The 20,285-nt window shown below is 49.1% G+C and carries 15 protein-coding genes; 6 read left to right on the top strand and 9 right to left on the bottom strand.

The annotated features are described in order from the left end of the window. Position 1 precedes the first annotated feature (1 nt). The 6 genes from ACQ6WK_RS08245 to ACQ6WK_RS08220 form a co-directional block, all read right to left on the bottom strand. Positions 2-1,102 (bottom strand): type IV pilus modification PilV family protein, encoded by a 1,101-nt coding sequence (locus tag ACQ6WK_RS08245; RefSeq protein WP_432800266.1) that lies wholly within the window; start codon positions 1,100-1,102, stop codon positions 2-4. Continuing rightward, positions 1,099-2,118, bottom strand: a complete 1,020-nt coding sequence (locus ACQ6WK_RS08240; RefSeq protein ID WP_432800265.1) for a pilus assembly FimT family protein — start codon at positions 2,116-2,118, stop codon at positions 1,099-1,101. The genes ACQ6WK_RS08245 and ACQ6WK_RS08240 overlap by 4 nt, the downstream gene beginning before the upstream one ends. Positions 2,119-2,142: 24 nt before the next feature. Next, positions 2,143-2,880 (bottom strand): prepilin-type N-terminal cleavage/methylation domain-containing protein, encoded by a 738-nt coding sequence (locus tag ACQ6WK_RS08235; RefSeq protein WP_432800264.1) that lies wholly within the window; start codon positions 2,878-2,880, stop codon positions 2,143-2,145. A gap of 2 nt (positions 2,881-2,882) precedes the next feature. Beyond that, positions 2,883-3,413 (bottom strand): type II secretion system protein GspG, encoded by a 531-nt coding sequence (locus ACQ6WK_RS08230; protein ID WP_432800263.1) that lies wholly within the window; start codon positions 3,411-3,413, stop codon positions 2,883-2,885. A gap of 66 nt (positions 3,414-3,479) precedes the next feature. Continuing rightward, positions 3,480-4,766: a type II secretion system F family protein gene (locus ACQ6WK_RS08225; protein WP_432800262.1), complete on the bottom strand. Its 1,287-nt coding sequence runs from the start codon at positions 4,764-4,766 to the stop codon at positions 3,480-3,482. A gap of 95 nt (positions 4,767-4,861) precedes the next feature. After that, complete coding sequence (locus ACQ6WK_RS08220; protein ID WP_432800261.1) at positions 4,862-6,598, bottom strand: GspE/PulE family protein; 1,737 nt, start codon at positions 6,596-6,598, stop codon at positions 4,862-4,864. An 884-nt stretch (positions 6,599-7,482) separates the two neighbouring features. Here ACQ6WK_RS08220 and ACQ6WK_RS08215 point away from each other — a divergent pair. Further along, the gene (locus tag ACQ6WK_RS08215; RefSeq protein ID WP_432800260.1) at positions 7,483-9,450 is read left to right on the top strand and encodes a S1C family serine protease; all 1,968 of its coding nucleotides are present in this window, start codon (positions 7,483-7,485) and stop codon (positions 9,448-9,450) included. Between the two features lie 113 nt (positions 9,451-9,563). Here ACQ6WK_RS08215 and ACQ6WK_RS08210 read toward each other — a convergent pair whose 3' ends face one another. Together ACQ6WK_RS08210 and ACQ6WK_RS08205 are read right to left on the bottom strand one after the other, a co-directional pair. Then, on the bottom strand, positions 9,564-10,709 hold the full coding sequence (locus ACQ6WK_RS08210; protein WP_432800259.1) for a type IV pilus twitching motility protein PilT: 1,146 nt from the start codon (positions 10,707-10,709) through the stop codon (positions 9,564-9,566). A 73-nt stretch (positions 10,710-10,782) separates the two neighbouring features. Then, positions 10,783-12,561 (bottom strand): GspE/PulE family protein, encoded by a 1,779-nt coding sequence (locus ACQ6WK_RS08205; RefSeq protein WP_432800258.1) that lies wholly within the window; start codon positions 12,559-12,561, stop codon positions 10,783-10,785. A gap of 369 nt (positions 12,562-12,930) precedes the next feature. On the opposite strand from ACQ6WK_RS08205, the gene ACQ6WK_RS08200 reads away from it, so the two are divergent. The 3 genes from ACQ6WK_RS08200 (at position 12,931) to rho (ending at position 16,934) form a co-directional block, all read left to right on the top strand. Then, positions 12,931-14,361 (top strand): hypothetical protein, encoded by a 1,431-nt coding sequence (locus ACQ6WK_RS08200; RefSeq protein WP_432800257.1) that lies wholly within the window; start codon positions 12,931-12,933, stop codon positions 14,359-14,361. A 27-nt stretch (positions 14,362-14,388) separates the two neighbouring features. Then, the gene (gene coaE / locus ACQ6WK_RS08195; RefSeq protein WP_432800256.1) at positions 14,389-15,024 is read left to right on the top strand and encodes a dephospho-CoA kinase; all 636 of its coding nucleotides are present in this window, start codon (positions 14,389-14,391) and stop codon (positions 15,022-15,024) included. 242 nt (positions 15,025-15,266) lie between these two features. Beyond that, positions 15,267-16,934: a transcription termination factor Rho gene (gene rho / locus ACQ6WK_RS08190; RefSeq protein WP_432800255.1), complete on the top strand. Its 1,668-nt coding sequence runs from the start codon at positions 15,267-15,269 to the stop codon at positions 16,932-16,934. A gap of 76 nt (positions 16,935-17,010) precedes the next feature. Here the strand turns inward: rho and ACQ6WK_RS08185 are convergent, their stop codons facing one another. Further along, positions 17,011-18,882 (bottom strand): sodium:solute symporter family protein, encoded by a 1,872-nt coding sequence (locus tag ACQ6WK_RS08185; RefSeq protein ID WP_432800254.1) that lies wholly within the window; start codon positions 18,880-18,882, stop codon positions 17,011-17,013. A gap of 357 nt (positions 18,883-19,239) precedes the next feature. Between ACQ6WK_RS08185 and pduL the strand changes: the two genes are divergently transcribed. Next, positions 19,240-19,941, top strand: a complete 702-nt coding sequence (gene pduL / locus ACQ6WK_RS08180; protein WP_432800253.1) for a phosphate propanoyltransferase — start codon at positions 19,240-19,242, stop codon at positions 19,939-19,941. A gap of 46 nt (positions 19,942-19,987) precedes the next feature. After that, positions 19,988-20,281, top strand: a complete 294-nt coding sequence (locus ACQ6WK_RS08175; RefSeq protein WP_432800252.1) for a BMC domain-containing protein — start codon at positions 19,988-19,990, stop codon at positions 20,279-20,281. Positions 20,282-20,285 lie beyond the last annotated feature (4 nt).

Here is a 20,285-nt window from a genome sequence, read left to right as displayed (position 1 = left end):
ATTACGGCGAAACGACTGGAAGAATCATTTGTTCGATGCGGATGACAGGCGATCGTTGCTCACGGAAGAGTTTTTCTTCGTCAGAGAGGGACGCATGGTCAGGATTTACACGACCGACAAAGTAGAGCTTTGTCGGCTTACCGACGACTTGTGATTCAACCGTGATATAGTTACGTGTGGCAGTGACCACACGATGAACCCTACCATTATCATCCAGCACATCGTCACCTGGAAGAATTAAATCGGGCAGACCGTCTGTATCAAAATCATTATCCGTTAGTGGTGTGGTGGGGTTAGTGAAATAGATTGCCCCAATGCCTGCACCGGCTGCGCCAGCCGGCGGTATGTTTGAGACAGCGACTTCCATGACCGTAGGCATCGAGGTGTCATCAAGTGCGGTGTTTTTTGCCACCATAATATATGTATGCCAAGTGGGAGATCCACCGCTGAGCCCCACGCCGCGGACAAAGGGGAACCAGATGTAATCAGCTTGTTGAAGGGCGTGATTATAATCACGCGTCCAGCTGCCACTGATATTCCAGACGGGCTCTGTTGAGGGATAGATACGTCGTGTGGTACGAAGCACGCGCTGATAGGGGTTCACGGAACCTGAGACGGTACGCGCTTCTGAAGCAGGCATGGCGTCAGCACCGGTTGCGAGATTAAAGCCAACTTGTTCAGCTTCAAGACTTGTGAGTGTGCTACTGGTCGACGAAGCAGGCAGATCTTCCCATGTCACATTACACGGTGCGGGCAGGACAACCATGAGTTGTGCTTGGGTATCTGCAGTACCGGCTCCTGAATTGACATAACCTTCAAGTGTTCCACGGCTACCAACCGGTGCGGCATGATCATATGAAAACACACTACTTGTTGAGCTTTTTGATCGTGCTAGGGATCGCATCATTTGTTCGGCGTTTTGTACAATATGCTGACTTGTGACGTTTTCAACAGTGTCTCGTTGGATCGTGATGGCTGTAGGGAAAATAGCTGCAACTGAGACAAGTCCCACGGCAAAGATGCCCATGGAAATCATCACTTCCATCAGAGAGAAGCCGTGTGTCCGGCGGTATTGTTTTGCTGAGTGTGTGTGTGTCATCATTCCGCTGCACTCCGCATTTGATTGCCTGATTGTTTACTGAAGAGGATGACGCTGCCGTTCTTTTCCATCCATTCCCAACGCGCATCATTGACGGTATCGGTGGCATCGCCATAGGCAACCTGATTGTCCCAGCTTAGGCTTGGATCATCATCTACAGCATCAATGAATTCAGATTTTGAATAAGTGATGACGCCGATGACGGCTTCAATTCTTTCAAAAGGTAGGTAGTACGTGCCGGTTTCGTTATTCCATACTGTGGCGTTGTCGAGAAAGGTGGCATCTTCTGGATCGTATTCATAGGGGTTGTAGCTGCTGGTACGGCCACTGTTCACGTCCCAATTCCCGGCGGGTGTATCCGCAGACCCGTCATAATACACATAGCTATAATCCGCATTGTGCGCCGGGGTCAAGTTCGATGTGATGAGTACGCCTTCCTGGTCATACCAGATGGCGAAGGGAGGAGGAATTAGCCACGCACGGGTTAAGTTGTGGTTACGGATGATGCCGCAAACACCGGTGTCTGCGTTGAGCTGGATAGGATCAATCTCGACATTGGCAAAACCATTGAGTCGACGAAGTAGGCTATCGGTGTCACTACTTGGGCCGGTGATGGCGGTCGCACTGATCGTTGGCCCGTGGAGTTGAAGTGGGAAATAATTGATGCCGTCCGAGGGGTTAAGTCCGAAGCCTGAATACCGTGCCCAAGGAATATTTTTAATGATGCGGATTTGATTGGCGGGAGTCACCAATGCTGCTGCACCTCGGTAAACACCGTGGTCATCTACATTGGTAGATGTTTGCTGCAGATCCATGTTGAACTTAGTAGGAAATACTGCATATGCATGAGCGACCTGTGCTGCTTTAGAAACAGCATTCACACCCATTGATGAACTGCTGGATTCAACCATTGCACGGATCGTCGGGAATGATATTCCGACCATGATCGCAATGATACCAATCACAGTTATCAATTCGATCAGCGTGAAAGCTCGGGTTTTATAGTGATTTTCAGTCATGTTGAAAACTCTGTATGGATGGATCTAATGATTGGTTTTGTCAACATTGAAGCTGTAGATATTGTCTTCCGCGGCTTTCTTTTCGTTATCAGTAGCGTTAGGTGCGGTGCTGCCCCATAGGCCATCTAAACCGGGTGAAGCGAAAAAGGGGCGACCATGAGCGGGAAGAAATTGATCCTCCGATGCATTGCCATGCCGTGTTTGAAAACCATAAGCAATGTTGTTGCCCCACGGATCACGTATTTCAAGAAAACCGTCATCATCAAGATCTGTGATGACACTTCCGCCTAGTGAGGCCAGAGCATTCCTGAGTCCTGGCAACTGATAGGCTGCGCTTACAAACCGTTCGCCGTAGAGATTGGCGTTGGTCGCTGCCGTTTTTTCATAAGTGTAATTGTATTCAGTTGCTGTACTTTCTAACGCTTCTGATTCAGGTTGATCACTTGTTCGGATTACAGCGGTCTGTGAAGGGTTATGGCTCGTATTGTCGACGTTTTTGTTTTTGGATGCGGACCAATTACGGAAAAGATCTGACATATGCCACACAGGTTTGTGTGTTTTAACTTCAAAATCTGCAACGATGCCATTGAGGCCGGCCATGATCGATCGAGTTTGTGACTCTTGAGCGCTCTCCTTGGCCTTTGAAAGTCCAGGAATCAGGATAGCCATCAAAATACCGATGATTCCAATGACGACAAGAATCTCAATCAGTGAAAAGCCTCGTCGCATACTGCTTTTATGTTGTTTCGTTAACTCGGTCATGTTTACTCCATGTCCGTGATGGTGTCAGAGCCATGTAGGTTATCGATGGCGCCGACTTTTTGTTCTTGGTTCTTATTGAAGATGTCGCCAAACTGACCGTCCGGGCCTGCTGAGACAAAGTCGCCATAGACATTGCCGCGTTGTGATGGCGGGATGTACTGAATGGGATTGCCAAAGCCATCAAGGATGATCAAGTTGTCAGGATTCTCAGGGTCATGTTTCATCGGGATGTTTCGCAGCAAGTTTCGTGTAGCATTGTCAGTCGACAGTGCTAGCAGCATCTGCGAGGTACTCTGCGGCAAACCTGTCTCATATGATTTGTGATAAACCATCAAGGCGTGCTCAAGAATTGTCAGCGTATATTCCGTTCGTTCAAGCTCACTGTTTGCTCGCAATGAATTGCTGACCATCACCAGCGAAGCCAATACCAACGCGATGATTACCGCGCTAAGTAATGTCTCCGGCAACGTCATCGCCAAACAGCGGTGCGTCGCTTTGGAAGTAGCTGAAGATGTTCTAAAAGTACGATTCATGCGGCTTCTCTCGATTGCTCCATAACGAGTGTAATATTGTGTTCTGACACGATCCTGCTTCGTGGCTTACATCACTTCCTGCATTAGCTTGATTAGTGGTAGGAACAGTGCGAGCACGATGAAACCGACGATACCACCGAGCACGACCACCATGATCGGCTCAAGCAGTGAGACCAGCGAGGCGACCGCCACATCGACTTCTTCATCGTAGTTGTCTGCAATCTTCACAAGCATTTTGTCGAGGTCACCAGTCTCTTCACCAACGTCGATCATATTGACCACGATGGCGTCGCAGACCTTAGACACACGTAGTGGCTCGGCGAAGGAGTCACCTTGACGTACAGAGTCATGGATCGCTTCCAGTGCGTTGGCATAGATGAAATTGCCAGTGGTTTCTTTTGTAATCGTAAGTGCATCAAGAATGGGAACACCAGCATTGATCAGTGTGCCGAGTGTACGGGTGAATTTAGCGATAGTTGCTTTCTTCACCAATGAACCCACCACCGGTAAGCGGAGAATGATCCAGTCGGTGAGGTATTTACCGAAATGGGATTTACGGAAAAGCTTCAGGCCGAAGAAGATCGCAAATGGCGAGAGAAGGATCCACACAATACCGGGGATCATCTGGTCTTCGTACAGTCGGCCGCCAATCCATTTACTGGCCGCGATCAGGAAGATCGTCAAGCCCGGCATTGTCGTATCAAAGTCTTCGAAGATTTTCTCAAACTTTGGCACAATGAAAACCATGATGCCGAGGACGATGGCTGCGGCAACCATGATGACTGCACAAGGATAAATCATCGCGCCGATGATACGTCGCTTGAGCTTCGCAGCTTTTTCGAGGAACTCGGCGAGGCGTTGCAAGATCAGGTCAAGCACACCACCGATTTCGCCAGCCGCGATCATTTTGCAGTAAAGCGTGTTGAACGCTTTCGGGTGTTTCACCATCGCATCTGATAGTGATGAACCGGCGGAGATGTCTTCGTGAACCACAATGAGTGCGTTCTTGAGTGGACCCGGCTTCTGCTGTTGCTCAAGGATTGAGATCGAACGCAGAATCGGCAAGCCGGCGTCTTGCAGCGTTGAAAGTTGGCGAGTAAACGTGGTTAGTTGTTTGCCACTTACACCACCGATGGCGAATGTTTGGCCGGACTTCTTCTGCCCCTTGCCGGGTGAAGAAGAAACTTTGCCGGTCGCACCTTTGGCCTTCTTGACCTTTTGCTCACGTACGGACGTCGGGAAGTATCCCTGACTACGGATACGCGCGATTGCTTCGTCGTGATTGGCCGCGTTAATGGTGCCTTTGTGTGGCTTCCCCGCGTCGTTCAAAGCTTCATATTGAAAAGTAGGCATGATTGAATCCTTAATGCTGCAAGCAAACGTAGCTTATGCTGCCCAATATTTTTCGATCTATCTCACTGTGAGAGCCTCATGCTCTCGACTCATTCTTACACTTCAACAATGGTTTCACGCACGACTTCGTCGATCGTAGTTAGCCCGTCATAGAGCGCTAGCAAGCCTGCCTGACGCAGTGTCCGCATCCCGCGCTTGCGTGCTTCAGCCTGCAAAATCTGTGTTGATGCATTCTGCATCACAAGCTCACGCATATCGTCATCCAAAACCATAATCTCGAATAAGCCCATACGTCCCTTGTAGCCAGATGCGTTGCAATAATCGCAACCGATACCGCGGAACAGCTGTCGGCCATCAAGATCTTCAGGTGTCAATTCCAGGCGAAGCATTTCATCTTCACTCGGGGTGTATTCTTCTTTACAGCGATTACAAATTTTTCTAATCAACCGCTGTGCGCAGATGCCTTCGATCGTTGCTGTGAGAAGGAATGGTTCCAACCCAAGGTCAAGCAGACGAGCGATTGAAGAAGGCGCGTCATTGGTGTGAAGCGTGGTAAACACGAGGTGGCCAGTGAGTGATGCTTGCACCGCAATCTGCGCGGTTTCAAGGTCACGTGTTTCACCGACAAGAATGATGTCAGGGTCCTGACGCAGGAAGGATCGAAGGGCTGAAGCAAACGTCAAACCAACTTCGGTGTTTACCTGCACTTGGCAAAGCCCGTCGATGTCATATTCAACCGGGTCTTCGACAGTGAGGACTTTTTCAGAGATTTCGTTGAGTTCTTGAAGGGCGGAATAAAGGGTGGTCGTTTTACCAGAACCCGTTGGACCTGTGACCACGACGATGCCGTTTGGTTTTTTGATGAGCTGACGGAATGCATTCAAGTCATCGGTTCGCATCCCGATTTTGTCGAGGTCCAACGATACATTCCCGCGGTCAAGAATACGCATGACGACCGACTCACCGAACATCGTTGGCAGGACCGCCACACGTAGGTCGACTGGCGCATCGTTCACGGTCAACTCGATACGGCCGTCCTGAGGTATGCGGCGTTCAGCAATATTTAGCTTCGCCATAACTTTAATACGGGAGACTATTGGCATCGCCAAGTGGCGTGGCGGCGGGATCATTTCATAAAGCACGCCGTCGATGCGGTAGCGCATCTTGAACTCGTCTTCAAATGGCTCGAAGTGGACGTCCGAAGCCTTATCCTTAATCGCCTGCATCAACACAAGGTTCAGCAAACGAATCACCTTGTTGTCGTTAGCTAACTCAAGTTCTTCATCAAGGTCAATTGATTGGCCACGATCTGCAAGATCATCAAACAGCGAATCCTCAGCCAAATCAGTGATAAGTGATTGGAGTGATTCTTCGTCCTCACCGAAGAACGCTTGCATGCGCTTGTCGATTTGCTCTGATGGTGCCACGACCGCGTTAACATTAAGACCCAGCAAGAGCTGCAAATCATCGATCGCGCGGAAGTTATTGGCATTTTTTAGCGCGATGGTGATCGTGTTGGTTTCTTGATCAAACGCGATCGGAATGATTTTGTAAGCTTCAGCGGTTTCGGCTGGTATACGGTGGGCAACCTCTTCGGTAATGTCGAAATCATCAAGATCGACAATCTCCATACCGGATTGGGCCGCAAGTGCCATGTTCACATCTTCTTGTGTGACATAACCTAACTCGACCAGCAACTGTCCGAGGGGCAGGGCACCCTTACGTTCTTTTTGAAGTGTTAAGGCTTCCTGAACCTGATCGCGCGTCACCTTCTCCATCTTGTTGAGGATGCGACCGATTCTCCGCCCTTTGAGTTCGTTGATGCTGCTCATGAGTACTCCAGCAATTGAGCTTGTCTGCAGAGTTTGAATGTCAATATTGATCAATACGACGCGGTGCGTCTTTGTAAGTCGTGTGTTCTAATCCGGCGAGCTATTATTTAGTGTGGCCGGTGTCGAAGATCATGAATCAGGTTGAGATTGTACTGAGTTAGGTTACTCTGCGAATCTGAAGATCATGTCAAAATCCAGTGTTTGGTTCTGACTTGATCTCGACTCAATCAATCTCATGTCGTGTGGTGGCTGCGTCGAGGCAATTGTTCGTTTTCTAAATGTCTCGATGCTCACACGTGCCGAACTCATGATCATTTGTTTTCTATTCGCCGCTGCGTTTACATGGGCGCTTTAGCTATGATCGTCTGTTCGTGCAGGTAAAGGTAGGGTGATCCTGCAATTAACCATGTTATCGGCATGAATTCACGGCTGCAATGCGTTTTTGGCGTAATTTCAAATAGGACACAAGAATAACGGAACAAATATAGCCTGATAATGTGGCTGTTAGCTCCCAATACTTCCTCATTTCACTCCTGTGAGATTATGTAAATACGGGTAACCATTTGGTATGAAAGCCACTTAAATCACTTGAAGGTGATTTATTGGGGCTGGGGCACTGTCAAGATCAATTCATAGATCACACATCAAAAACGAAGCCATAGTCAACCTGAAAATAACTGTAGTTTCACAGGATGTCGATAGTCCGACTCGGTTGCTTAGGATGTGGTTGAGGTCACCAGACTTAATCACTTGTAAAGCGGTTTGGCTAAAAGCGGTTCCGCTTGCAGCAAATCATCGTTCTCACATCCTATTGTTTTGAATAGACAAAACAGGTGCAAATTATAAAATGCTCTGACGTAGTCAAATGCTCCGGGAGCGTCAGTATGCCGAATTTTAACCGATGCAGAATCATCTCTTTTTTGTTTTTCGCCACATTTTTTGTGTGCTATTCGAGCGGTCAGGAGGTGGAGGAGAAATCTGGATCTGGCGATAAACTGCAAATCTTAGTACCTCATGACGATTGGTATTTCCAAGAGGATCAAAATCAACATATCTATGTAGGTGATGTGGAAGTTCAGACGCCTGAGATCGAGTTTGATCTAAATACTGCTATGGATCAAGGCGTGCAGTTTACCATTGAATCAGATGCCAAGCAGATTGAGATTCGAGGCGGCGGCATCTCTTTAACGCTCCCGGTAAAAGATGAATCCTTGGATCTTGCATTGAGTGCGAAGAGTAAGGATTTATGGATTACTTGTAATGGTAATCAAGACGCGAAATGGCAAGGTAAATGGATACGCATGTGCCGTTCAACCTCGGTCGTAACGATCAGGTTTCTGTCTGCACGATATGCTCAGATATCTGGGCAGGCGCTAGATGGTGCTCCTGTGGTACTCAAAAAGCGACGAGCAGCTATAAGAAGGAAGGCCGATGATGGGAAGAAAAGTTGGCTAGAAGTGCTCGGGGAATCAGTGGCCTATATCCAGACATTCGATGATGACGGTAAGAAAATGGGGCACGGTACTGGATTTGTTGTGACTACAGAGGGGCTTATCGCAACCAATTATCATGTGGTTAATTCAGTTAGTGCTGCCCATGCTATTTTTTATTCAACCGATCGCCGCGTGAAGCTGGAGCTTGTATCGATCGATAAAGATATGGATCTTGCGCTCCTTAAGCCTGTTTCAGATGTCTTTGAACAGGAAGCATACGATGAAAGTTTCGCATCTCTGAATCAGAAGTTAAAAGATCGGATCAGGTCGTTAGACGAAGCAGAGATGATCATCGATGAATCGTATGTTTATACCCCGCTAATTTTAGGTGAAAGCAAAGAGGTGCATGCTGGGGATGAGGTTTGGGCACTCGGCTATCCAAAACATTTTGGGTTTGTTGTTACCAAAGGAGTTGTGGGTAAAGTTGGGAAAAACGACCAGAATGAGGAGCGACAGGAAATCCAAACAGATTGCACCATCAATCCGGGTAATTCTGGAGGACCGTTGGTAAATGATTTTGGCGAAGTCATTGGCATTAACACATATATGAGTGCGGTTGCAAATGAAGCATACTTTGCAATTGCGGTGTCACACCTACGCGAAAAAATTGAGGAATCGCAGAGTGATGAGCCGCTGACTTTTGCCAAGAATCCTAAGGATGGCAAAACACTTGGGAACTATGAAGAGTATCCAAGTTTTAAGATTGTTGAGCATATTCCATCAAAGGGCATGATCAGTTACGCTGCGAAGCTAAAAAACTCTGTGATGTGTACAGGCTGCAAAGGACGAGGGGATGTTCGTGTGAAAGTGTTTTCGCACTATGAGAAAAAATATGCTAACAATACCGTTAGAAAATATGTTTATAAAGATCGAGCGTGTTCTTCATGTGATGGAACAGGCATGCGTAAAGAACGCGATTTTTTGATGGTGATGCATCGTTTTGTCGAGAAGTTCTCCACGATTTCTGAAGATAAGGATTATGATCGTGTTGTTGAAATCGCTAAAACAAAATTGATCGATCTGTTTAGATTGAATCTCCTCGGTATCCATGAGCGTACTATCACTCATCTACGTAAAGTGTTACTTGTTGAGAAAGAAGAGTACATTGGCAAGCCGGTTGTCTTTGTAGTAAATGTCCGAGGCAACACACGGTTGGACAAGAATGGCCAATTGTTCGTTGTGTATACCTATGGCGCAGAAAACCGTGTTGCAATGAGCGACTTGAAAATTGATGAGGGGACGCGAGATGAAGTTTGCCTTGCGGGTGGAATTATCGCAGGATACTTGCATGGCCCTAAGAACGAATTGATCCCAGTGGTGCAACACGGATACCTGATCCCGTATCGCGGAGAAGAGTAGATTCAAAGAAGCAAAGTAATGGTATAAAAAACACTGGCCATACGGCCAGCGTTTTGATTTTGCGTGGATTGTTTTGTGATGTGAAAACCAAGAATCACATACAACAGAAAGGATTAACCCTTTGCAGCGGCCGCTGCGCCGGCGGCGGGTGCATCTTCTGATTCATCCAATTCGACACGGCCAACTTGCCCGCCCGCGCGGTGGACCTTCTCGATCAGCGTCGAAGCACTCTTCGCACGGTCGATCATGTCGCCGACATCAATCCAGCCTTTGTCATAGAGATCCCAAAGGTGATCATCCAGTAGTTGCATGCCGAATTTCTTACCAGTCTGGATGGCAGAGTCAATACGGAAGGTTTTGCCTTCACGTACGAGGTTCGCGATCGCGGGGGTGACGACCATAAATTCGTATGCAGCGACCATGCCGTTCTTGTCGATACGGCGGAGTAGTTGCTGCGAAAGTACGGCCATCAGCGACACTGAAAGCTGAACACGGATTTGTGCCTGCTGTGTCACGGGGAAAGCATCGACCACACGGTTAATCGTGCCGGATGCGCCAGTGGTGTGAAGGGTGCCGAACACGAGGTGGCCCGTTTCAGAAGCGGTGATTGCGGCCTCGATGGTTTCGAGGTCACGCATTTCGCCGACGAGAATACAGTCGGGGTCCTGACGCAAAGCACGACGGAGTGCTTCGGAGAAGGACGGCACGTCATTGCCGACTTCACGCTGGTTGACGATTGATTTTTTGTGCGGGTGGTAATACTCGACCGGGTCTTCAATTGTGATCAAGTGTTTATCTTGCGTTTCGTTGATGTTGTTGATCATCGAAGCAAGCGTGGTCGTTTTACCAGAACCAGTCGGGCCGGTGACAAGGAAGAGGCCTTGCGGTCGGCGGATCAGGTCGCTGACGATATCCGGTAACCCGATTTCGTCCATACCCATCAGACGGTTGGGGATCTGACGCAAGACAAGTGAGACGTTGCCTTTTTGTTTGAAGATAGAGACACGGAAGCGGGCCGCATCACCGTAAGCAAAACCGAAGTCGGAGCCGCCTTCTTCCTGAAGTTCGTTCTGCGAACGTTCAGGGGTGATCGCTTTCATGAGCGCGACGGTGTCGGCGGAATCAAGCACTTTGGTACGTAGTTCAATCAGACGGCCGCGCATACGCAGTGTTGGTGGCTTACCGACCGACAAGTGAAGGTCGGATGCGTTTTGTTTGACAACGGTGTCTAATAGTCGGTCAATATGGATGGTTGACATTCACAGCTCCCAATGGGTCAGGCTTTATGCCTGTGGGTATGTTTAATCGCAATACAAAAGCCGAGTTGCGGCGTTATACCGAAACGGCTTCTTCGTCTTCCTCAGAATCCTCCACGACACCTTCGATCTGTGTGATGCGGGAAATTTCTTCGAGTGTTGTTTTGCCTTCTAGGATCTTCAGGCGGCCGTCACCGAGCAGGTTGCGCATGCCTGAAGCCATGGCGACTTCGCGGATCTTACTCACCGGAGCGCGGTTAAAGGCGAGGTCACGCAACTCTGAGTTCATGACCATGATTTCGTAGATGCCACGTCTGCCGCGGTAACCGTTGCCGGCACATCTCTTGCAGCCGACAGCTTTGTAGATGGTCTTGCCTTCGATGTCTTCAAACTTAAAGCCACAAAGATTCATCAAGTGACGACTTGGATTCTCTTCCGGTTCTTTACAGTGCTCGCAAAGGATACGCACCAGTCGTTGTGCAAGGATGGCTTGGATAGACGAAGCGACAAGGAAGGGTTTCAGTCCCATGTCGATCGCACGTGTGATAGCAGATGGTGCGTCGTTGGTGTGGAGTGTGGAGAACACAAGGTGGCCGGTGAGTGCAGCCTGAACAGCAACTTCGCCGACCTCTTTGTCACGGATTTCACCGACTAGGATGATGTTTGGTGCTTGGCGAAGCATCGCGCGGAGGATGATCTGGAAGGTCATGCCGGTCGCTTCGTTGACCTGGCACTGATTGATGCCTTTGAAGTTGTACTCGATCGGGTCTTCTGCGGTGATGATTTTTTTGTCAGGGCGGTTCAGCACGCCGAGCGCGGAGTAGAGTGTCGTGGTTTTACCAGAACCGGTCGGGCCGGTAACGAGGAAGATGCCGTTGGGGCGTTTGATGATGTCATTAAAGATTTCAAGCGTGTCGGTTTGCATACCGAGGTTTTCAAGGCCGATCTTGGCAGCATCGGGACGCAAGACACGGAGGACAATTGACTCACCGTGATAAACCGGACAAGCCGAGACACGGAAGTCGATCGGGTCGCCAGCGATTTTCATCTTGATGCGGCCGTCTTGCGGGATGCGTTTCTCTTCGACTTTCATACCGGCGAGAATCTTCATGCGGGCAGTCACAGAACCCTGCACACGCTTGGGGATGACGTTTCGTTCGTGGCACACGCCGTCGATGCGGTATCGCAATCGCACACGGTTTTCAAACGGCTCGATATGGATATCAGATGCGCGGCCCATGACTGCTTCGGCAATAATTTGATTGACGAGCTTGATGATCGGCGTATCGTCTGCGCCCAGATCCTCTTCGTCTTTTTCTTCACCGTCTTCACCAGAGAACTGGATGTCCAGCGACGCACCTCGGTCGAGTGACTGGTCCATCGACAGCTCACGGACGGTTTCGTCGATGCTTGCCCGGGTTTCAGACAGCATGTTGTCGATATATTCTTTGATTTTTGATTTGGCCCCGAGGGCAAACTCAATCTTGCCGCCTAAGCGGAAGGTGAGGTCGTCGATCAGCGACAGGTCCATGGGGTCATGGACGAGGACCTTGAGTGTGTTGCCTTCCTTGCCAAGTGGCAGGACCAGATACTTTTTGATGATGTCGACGGGGATGAGCGGGATGTTGTCTTTGTCGATGACGTTGGGCTTGTCGAGGTCGATAAATTCTTTGTCGAACTGGGAGGCGAGTGCTTTGGCGACGTCATTCTGGTTGGCATAGCCGAGCTCGGCAAGAACATCACCGATCTTCTTTCGGGAACCCTGAGCAATTTTCGCGGCTTCGTCGATCTGCTGGTCGTTGACCAGATTCCAACGCTTTAGAATTTCACCAATCTGGCGTCGCTTGCGTGCCATCAGCACCTCATCACAAAAGGGGTGTACAACCGGATTTCAAGTCGCACGATGTTGCGGGTATCAGCACTCTCAGTTCGGCGGGGGCAGGCGGGCTGCGACTGATCAAGCACATACGTAAATTATGGCCGGTTAAGAAGAAAACTGCAACTACTCTTTTTCTACTTCGGCCAGTCTGGTTGGGTTCTCTCTCACAGAAAAAGCTTGTTGCAAAGCCTTTTTTGAGAGACAATTGGGTCGTGCGGATCGGGGAAGATAGGTAAGATATATTGGTTTCTGTAGAGGGGGTCTCCGAGAATACCGTTGGAATTGGCTGTACAGGGCGGGGGTTGTGTTGTGGTATATGACTGGCTTGATTGAGGGCAGGGCTGTATGGGCAGGATTGATTTGAAAGTCGTGTTGTGGTCGTGGGGATGTGTTTTCGTTGCTGTGATGTTGCTGTCAGGGTCAAGGGTGATGGGGGCGGAAGTTACGGTTAAGCCGGGCATCAAGATCAAGATGAAGATCAAGCACGACAGCGAAGTGATCCGCCTGAATGGTGTGCTGATTGGGTACAACGAAATGGAGTTTGTGCTTGAAACACAAGAAGGGGAACTTGCGGTTCGACGGGTGGTACATTGGCAGTCGCTGCCGCCGAACAAGGTGTTTGAGCTTTTTCGATTGATTCTGAAGAAGAAGGCGACGGCTGAGAAGTGGGAGCGGGCGGCGGCGGTACTGGATGGGATCGAGGGTGGTCAGCGTTTTGCAGAAAATGCACGATCTCTTGCTGCACGGCTAGAAAAAAAAGGACGGTCCGCGAAAGACGATGATGCTCTAGAGGAAGGCTCTGAAGAAGCAGGACAGTCGCCCGCGGAGGCGATGGATTCAGATGCGAGTGGTGATACTGAATCATCAGAATCACCAACAATCAAACGTAGCATTGCGCCGTCACCTGTTGAAGATTTGCGGTGGCCGAAGCATAACGAAAAAGACTATCGTGCTGCACTGGATCAATTTAGGCAGCGTGTCGAGAATGATATGCGAAGCATCGATTGGGAATGGCGGTTTGTTGAAACGCAGTACTTCGTGTTTTATACCGACATGCGGTTGCGGGAGGCGCGGAATTGGGCAAAGCAGCTGGATAATATGTATGACAAAATGCTTGATCTGTTTGGTGCAGAAAAAGGCACGAATATTTGGAAGGGTAAAGCGGTCATTGTTGTGTTCAAAGGGAAGAACGATTTCGTCCGCTATCTGAGAGATGCGATCGGCAACAAGGATGCAAATAACTATCTTGGGATCTGCTACAACTATTCAAGCGGTGATACACAGATTATCTTCTACCGCCAGCCGGATACCTATGCATTCGGTAAATTGCTTGTGCACGAAACCGTTCATGGTTTTTTAGCTCGCTATCGTTCAAGGGTGCACATCCGTTCATGTTGGAATGAAGGATTGGCTGATGTTATTGCAAAAATGATGGTTGAGAAAAGCGATATGGTGGCGAAGAAGCAACGCAGTGCGGTGCGTATGTTGCGCGACCTGCGGCATCCAGGCGATGGCTTTTTTCTTTCATCTCAGATTGAATGGGTCCAGTACGGGGTTGCATCGCTTTTGACTGAGTACTTGCTTGAGTTGGGGCCAAAAAAATACATTAAATTCATTAACGGTATGAAGGACGGGAGGAATTGGAAGGTCGCATTGCAATCCGCTTACGGTATGGACGAATATCAGCTTATGAAAGTGTTTGGAGAAGCGCATGAGGTTCCAAATTTAAAGCCCTATTCACGTCGGGACATACGGGAGTTAAATCTGGAGCAATGAAAGCTTGTGATGTGGTAGCATGTGTGTATGAATGTTCGTCCTGAGATTGAACAATACGACTCCGGAGGAAAGCCTGTTGTGGGAATGATGGGTGCACCGGGTTCTGGCAAAAGCCTAGTTGCTTCGCAGTTCGGCGAGCTGGGGATGTGCGTGATCAATGCGGATGATCTGGCGCGAGCAGCACTAAAAGATCGTGTTGTTAAGGATCAGCTTCGAGAGCTTTGGGGGGAGAGTGTTATCGGCAGCGATGGCGAAGTGGATAGAGCGGCTGTGGCTGAGCGTGTATTTGATGATCAAGAGTCGCTCCGCCAATTAGAAGCGATTCTGCATCCGATCGTACATCGTGGTCGAAAAGAGATGTATCGGGTGGCCGTGGCTGATGGCTCGGTGCGGGGTATGGTGGAAGATTGTCCGCTGCTGCTGGAAACCGGATTAGATACGCACTGCGATGTGTTGGTGTATGTGGATGCTCCGCAGGCGATACGTGAGCGTCGTGTACGTGAAAACAGGGGGTGGAGCCCGTCAGAATTAGCTGAGCGTGAGAAAAATCAGGCTTCGCTTGACACGAAGCGTGAACGTGCCGATTATGTTGTAAGTAATGATGCGGATCAGAAGCATTGCATGTCTCAGGTTCGCAAGATTATGTCTCTGATTTTCCCCTGAAAACAGTTCATCGCATTGGCCATCTAGTAAGGTGGTTACCCTCGGTATTTCTTGTTTTTATGGGTAAATCCATTTGAGCTGCCCCAGCTGGTTGTTCAATTCCTCAATACCCTTTTTAAATGAACCCACCGAAGACAAAACAGGAGTAGATCCATTTAGGATCATGTTGGTCTTATCCCAACGACCCCGCCGCAGCCGGTATCTATGCCGGTTGTATAGCTAGTAAAAGGAGAGCCATCTCAATGGCTGTCGAACCAAAGGCGAAGAAAAAAGTAACCAAACGGACACGTCTAAAGAAAGCCAGTCGAACAGTTAGCGTGGACGAAACAGAAAACCTTTTAAACGATACGACGGATACCAAAGTGAAACCAAAGAAAAAGAAAAAGGTGACACGTAAAAAAGCAGCAAGCAAGAAAGCGGCTAGCAAGAAAGCTGCGCCTGTTGCGGAAGTAGAGCCGGAACAGGAAGCTGAGATCGAAGAGGAAGTGGTTGAAGCTGCCGAAGAGGTCGAAGCTGAGGTTGAAACCGTCGAAGAAGAAGCTCCGGCTCAAAAAACGGCTTCTTCCAAAAAACATCGTCGCGCCTCAAACGATGATCAGCTTGATGCCGAAACACAGGCTCGGTACGAGCAAGCCAAGAAGTCAGACTTCTCTGTGCATGATCTACAGAAGATGGAAGTTGATGAGCTTCATGAGATTGCGAAGAAGGATGGCATTCACAACTATGCTGGCTTGAAAAAGCAAGATCTCATCTTCAAGATCCTGCAGAAGCACATTACTGCGCAAGGCCTCATGTTTGGTGAGGGTGTCCTCGAAATCTTGCCCGATGGATTTGGTTTCTTGCGTTCGCCGGAGTATTCCTACCTGGCTTGCCCGGATGACATCTATGTTTCTCCGTCACAGATTCGTCGCTTCGGTCTTAAACCGGGCCATATTGTGCAAGGGACGATCCGTCCGCCGAAGGAATCGGAGAAGTACTTCGCATTGCTGCGTGTAGATGCTGTGAACGGCCTTCCGCCAGACAAACTGAATGACATTCCAAACTACGAAGACATGACCCCGCTGCATCCGTATCAGCGTTACGTCCTCGAAACACCGGAAGACCCGAGCAATATTGAGATGCGTATCATGGACTTGGTCACGCCGATCGGCCGTGGTCAGCGTGGTTTGATCGTTGCGCCGCCGCGTACCGGTAAGACTGTCCTTATGCAGAAGATCGCTAACTCGATCATCAAGAACTTCCCCGAGGTGAAGGTGATTGTGCTCTTGATCGATGAACGTCCCGAGGAAGTGACCGACTTTAAGAATAACACGCCGGACGATGTCGAAGTGGTCGCATCGACTTTCGATGAGCAATCCACTCGCCACGTGCAGGTGTGTGACATGGTGATCGAAAAATCTCGCCGCATGGTTGAGTTTGGTGAGCATGTTGTCATTCTCATGGACTCCATCACACGTATGGCTCGTGCTTACAACGCTGAGATGCCGCACTCTGGCAAGATCCTCACCGGTGGTTTGGACTCAAACGCCCTGCAGCGTCCTAAGAAATTCTTTGGCTCTGCTCGTGCGATTGAAAACGGTGGTTCACTCACCATTCTCGGTACAGCACTCGTCGACACCGGCTCGAAGATGGACGACATCATCTTTGAAGAATTCAAAGGCACAGGTAACTCTGAACTTCACCTTGACCGTCGCTTGGTTGAGAAACGCGTTTATCCCGCGATTGACATCGCAGCCTCCGGCACCCGCCGTGAAGAGCTGCTTATGGATCAGCAGGAAATCCAGCTTGTTTACAGACTCCGTAAGGTACTTGCTGACATGAATGTTGTTGAAGCGATGGAGCTACTTAAATCTCGCCTCGACAAGGTTCGCACTAATGCCGAGTTCCTCATGACCATGAGTCTGGATTAATTAGTCGGTCTATATTTCGAAACGAAAAAGCTTCAGCATGACTGGAGCTTTTTTATGCGCAATGTATGGGATCTACTCAGGAGACAGAGTTTTCAGCCGCTGATGCACTTTCTTCCGCGGCTTGGTCTGAGAATGCAATGCGCGGCCAAAGGTAAACAATGCTCCCCGCCATGACGGCGCAGATTATCAGCATGATAATCGCGATGGTGTACTTGCCGTAGAGTGCATAGCCGGTGGCGAATAGGAACGCGTAAACAAGAATCGTTCCCGTTAGAGAACACAAAATACCGTATGTGAGCGACGGGCCTTCCTTGGAAGGATTAATTTTAATGCCGTTGTTGGCGGCACGCTTGAGGACTGCATTCCATCCGGGGCCGGCAGGTTTGATTTTTGTGTAAAAATCAATCAATCGTATATCGTCCGTTGGCCTAGTGAAATACATTGCGATAACCCAAATCACCGTCGTGATTGCGACGGAAGAAACGATATCTAGGTAGGCGGGTATAAATTCAAGCGGTGAGTCATTGCCAAATAGCGTTCTGCTTCGCAAGGCAAAGAAGGTGAGTGACACGCAGCCTGACCCAACCATGCCCGCAATTTCTGCCCATGCATTGATACGCCACCAGAACCATCTCAACAAAAAGATCAAACCTGTGCCTGCACCGAACATGATGATGAACTTGAACATGTCCGCTGCGGAAGTGGCAAGTAACGCGATCCCTGCTGTTAGCAGCATCAATACCACAGTAAAGAGGCGAGCTACCCAGATCAGTTCTTTGTCAGTGGCTTTCGGGTTTACGAACCGCTGATAAAAATCGTTGACGACATACGAAGCACCCCAATTCAAGTGCGTTGAGATGGTCGACATGTACGCTGCGATGAGCGATGCCATGATCAATCCCAACCAGCCCGGTGGAACGTGTGTGAGCATGGCTGAGTAACCAATATCTTCACCGAGTTTGTCTGCAGGGATGTTTGGGAAAGCTGCTTTCAAGCTTGCGATATCGGGATAAACGATCAGAGATGCGAGTGCGACAATGATCCATGGCCACGGCCTGAGCGCATAGTGTGCAAGGTTGAAAAAGAAGGTTGCCCCGATGGCATGCTTCTCGTTCTTGGCTGCAAGCATGCGTTGGGCAACATATCCACCACCTCCGGGCTCTGCTCCCGGATACCATGAACTCCACCATTGCACCGCGAGTGGAATGATCAAAAGTGACAGCAAAAGCTCGCGGCTCTGATTGGTCGACCAGTCGAATGCAGGCGCGAGATCAAGTTTATTTTGTAGATTCTCATGTGCTAGCAGGTCGCTGAGTGTGCCAACTGCTTCATGAGAAAGTGCGTAGTAAGCAGCCACGAATGCGCCGACCATCGCTGTGACGAACAGGATACAGTCGGTGATGATCACGCCGCGGAAGCCGCCAACAGCAGAAAAAATAACGGTGACTGTGCCTGCGATAAGTAGTGTTTGCCAGCCTTCGAGGTTGAGCATAACGCTACCAATTTTAATTGCAGCCAGGCTGACGCCCGCCATGGCTAAGACGTTAAAGGCGATACCTAAGTAAAGCGAGCGGAAGCCGCGTAGGAAGGCTGCCGACTTGCCCGAGTAACGCATCTCGTAGAACTCCATGTCGGTGAGTACGCCTGATCGACGCCAGAGTTTTGCGTAAATGAAAACCGTAGTCATGCCGGTGATGAGCATGGCCCACCATGCCCAGTTTCCAGCGACGCCGCCTTTGCGGACAAGATCCGTCACAAGATTAGGTGTATCGGTTGAAAACGTGGTGGCCACCATCGACATGCCCAGCATCCACCAAGGCATGGATCTGCCGGATAGAAAGTACTCTGCGGTGTTCTTGCCAGATCGTCTTGCAACCAAAAGCCCTATGAGAAGTGAGAGGGCTAAAAAAGCAAAGATGATACCCCAATCGAGTGCGATTAATTTCATGATTACAGAAAGATATTAGGTACTTATAAGAATAGCAACTAGGAGCAGCCCCATTTGTTGGTAACACATCAATCCTGTGTGAGAATCAATTCTAAAAATGTGCATAACATTTCATATGGAAGCATTATTAAGGGCGAATATGTGGTTTTATTGGAAAATTACCAAGGAAATTTTGAGTGTATTTTACCAATAAAGACCTTTTATTGTCTCAAAACCACGGTTTATCATGTTCTGGCCGATAAATGGCCAGGAATGGCACTAAATGAAAAGATTTGAAATAATATGATCTAAAGCTATGATGTGGTAACAGGTTTCCACTTAATACTGCCTAAAAGAGATTTGAGCAGGGGCCAACGAATGATCACGAAAGCAAATGAAAAGATAGATAGAGCTTCGGTTGAACAGATGGTGCGCGAGGTGCTTCGTGACAAATATCAGGCAGCCAGTCCGCAGGTGATTCGGCCAGATCATCACAATGGTGGGCCCAACCCACTTGTTGTGAATGTATCAGCCCGCCATGTGCACGTTTCACCGGAAGATCTTGAAGTACTTTTCGGTCCTGGTGCTACGCTCACCAAATTGAAGGATCTTTACCAAGACGGTGAGTTTGCTTCCGAGCAGCTCGTCAATCTGATCGGTCCGCGCAATCGCATGATCCCCAACATTCGTATTCTTGGCCCGACCCGTAACTACACGCAGGTTGAGCTTTCATACACGGATGGTGTGTTTATGGGGATTGATTTGCCGCTGCGTTCGAGTGGTGATCATCATGACACGCCCGGCTGCGTATTGGTTGGTCCGCATGGCGCACTCAACATGACCCAAGGTGTCATTCGCGCTGAGCGGCATGTTCACATGAACAAAGAAGATCTTGCGCATTACGGCGTGCAAGACAAAGACTATATGAAGTTGAAGATTGACGGACCGTGTGGTGTCACTTTTGATCGGGTTCTCGTACGAGAACATCCCAAGGTGAAACTCGAAGTGCATATTGATACCGATGAAGGAAATGCCTGTCATCTTCAATCTGCAGCACGGATCGAACTATTGAAATCGTAATGGATCATCAAACCATTTTTGTTTAACTACGAACGGAGAATGAATCATGGCTCAAGCAGCAATTGGCATGATCGAAACCAAAGGCATCGTTCCTTTGATCGAAGCATGTGACGCAATGCTCAAATCAGCAAACGTTGACATGATCGGCTGGGACAAGGTCGGCTCAGGTATGGTCACGGGCTTTGTGTCTGGTGATGTGGCTGCGGTTAAAGCAGCAGTTGACGCTGGCGCGAATGCGGCAGGAAAAATCGGTGAAGTGGTTGGCGTACATGTCATTCCACGTCCACATGATGAACTGAACGGTGTCTTGCCAAAACCAAAGCGTACGGCATCTAAATAACCTT

Origin of the sequence: Poriferisphaera sp. WC338, from assembly GCF_050931845.1 — a bacterium.
Taxonomy (GTDB): Bacteria; Planctomycetota; Phycisphaerae; order Phycisphaerales; family Phycisphaeraceae; genus Poriferisphaera.
The sequence above is the reverse complement of the archived record's forward strand: the minus strand, read 5'-3'. Positions and strand labels throughout refer to the sequence as shown.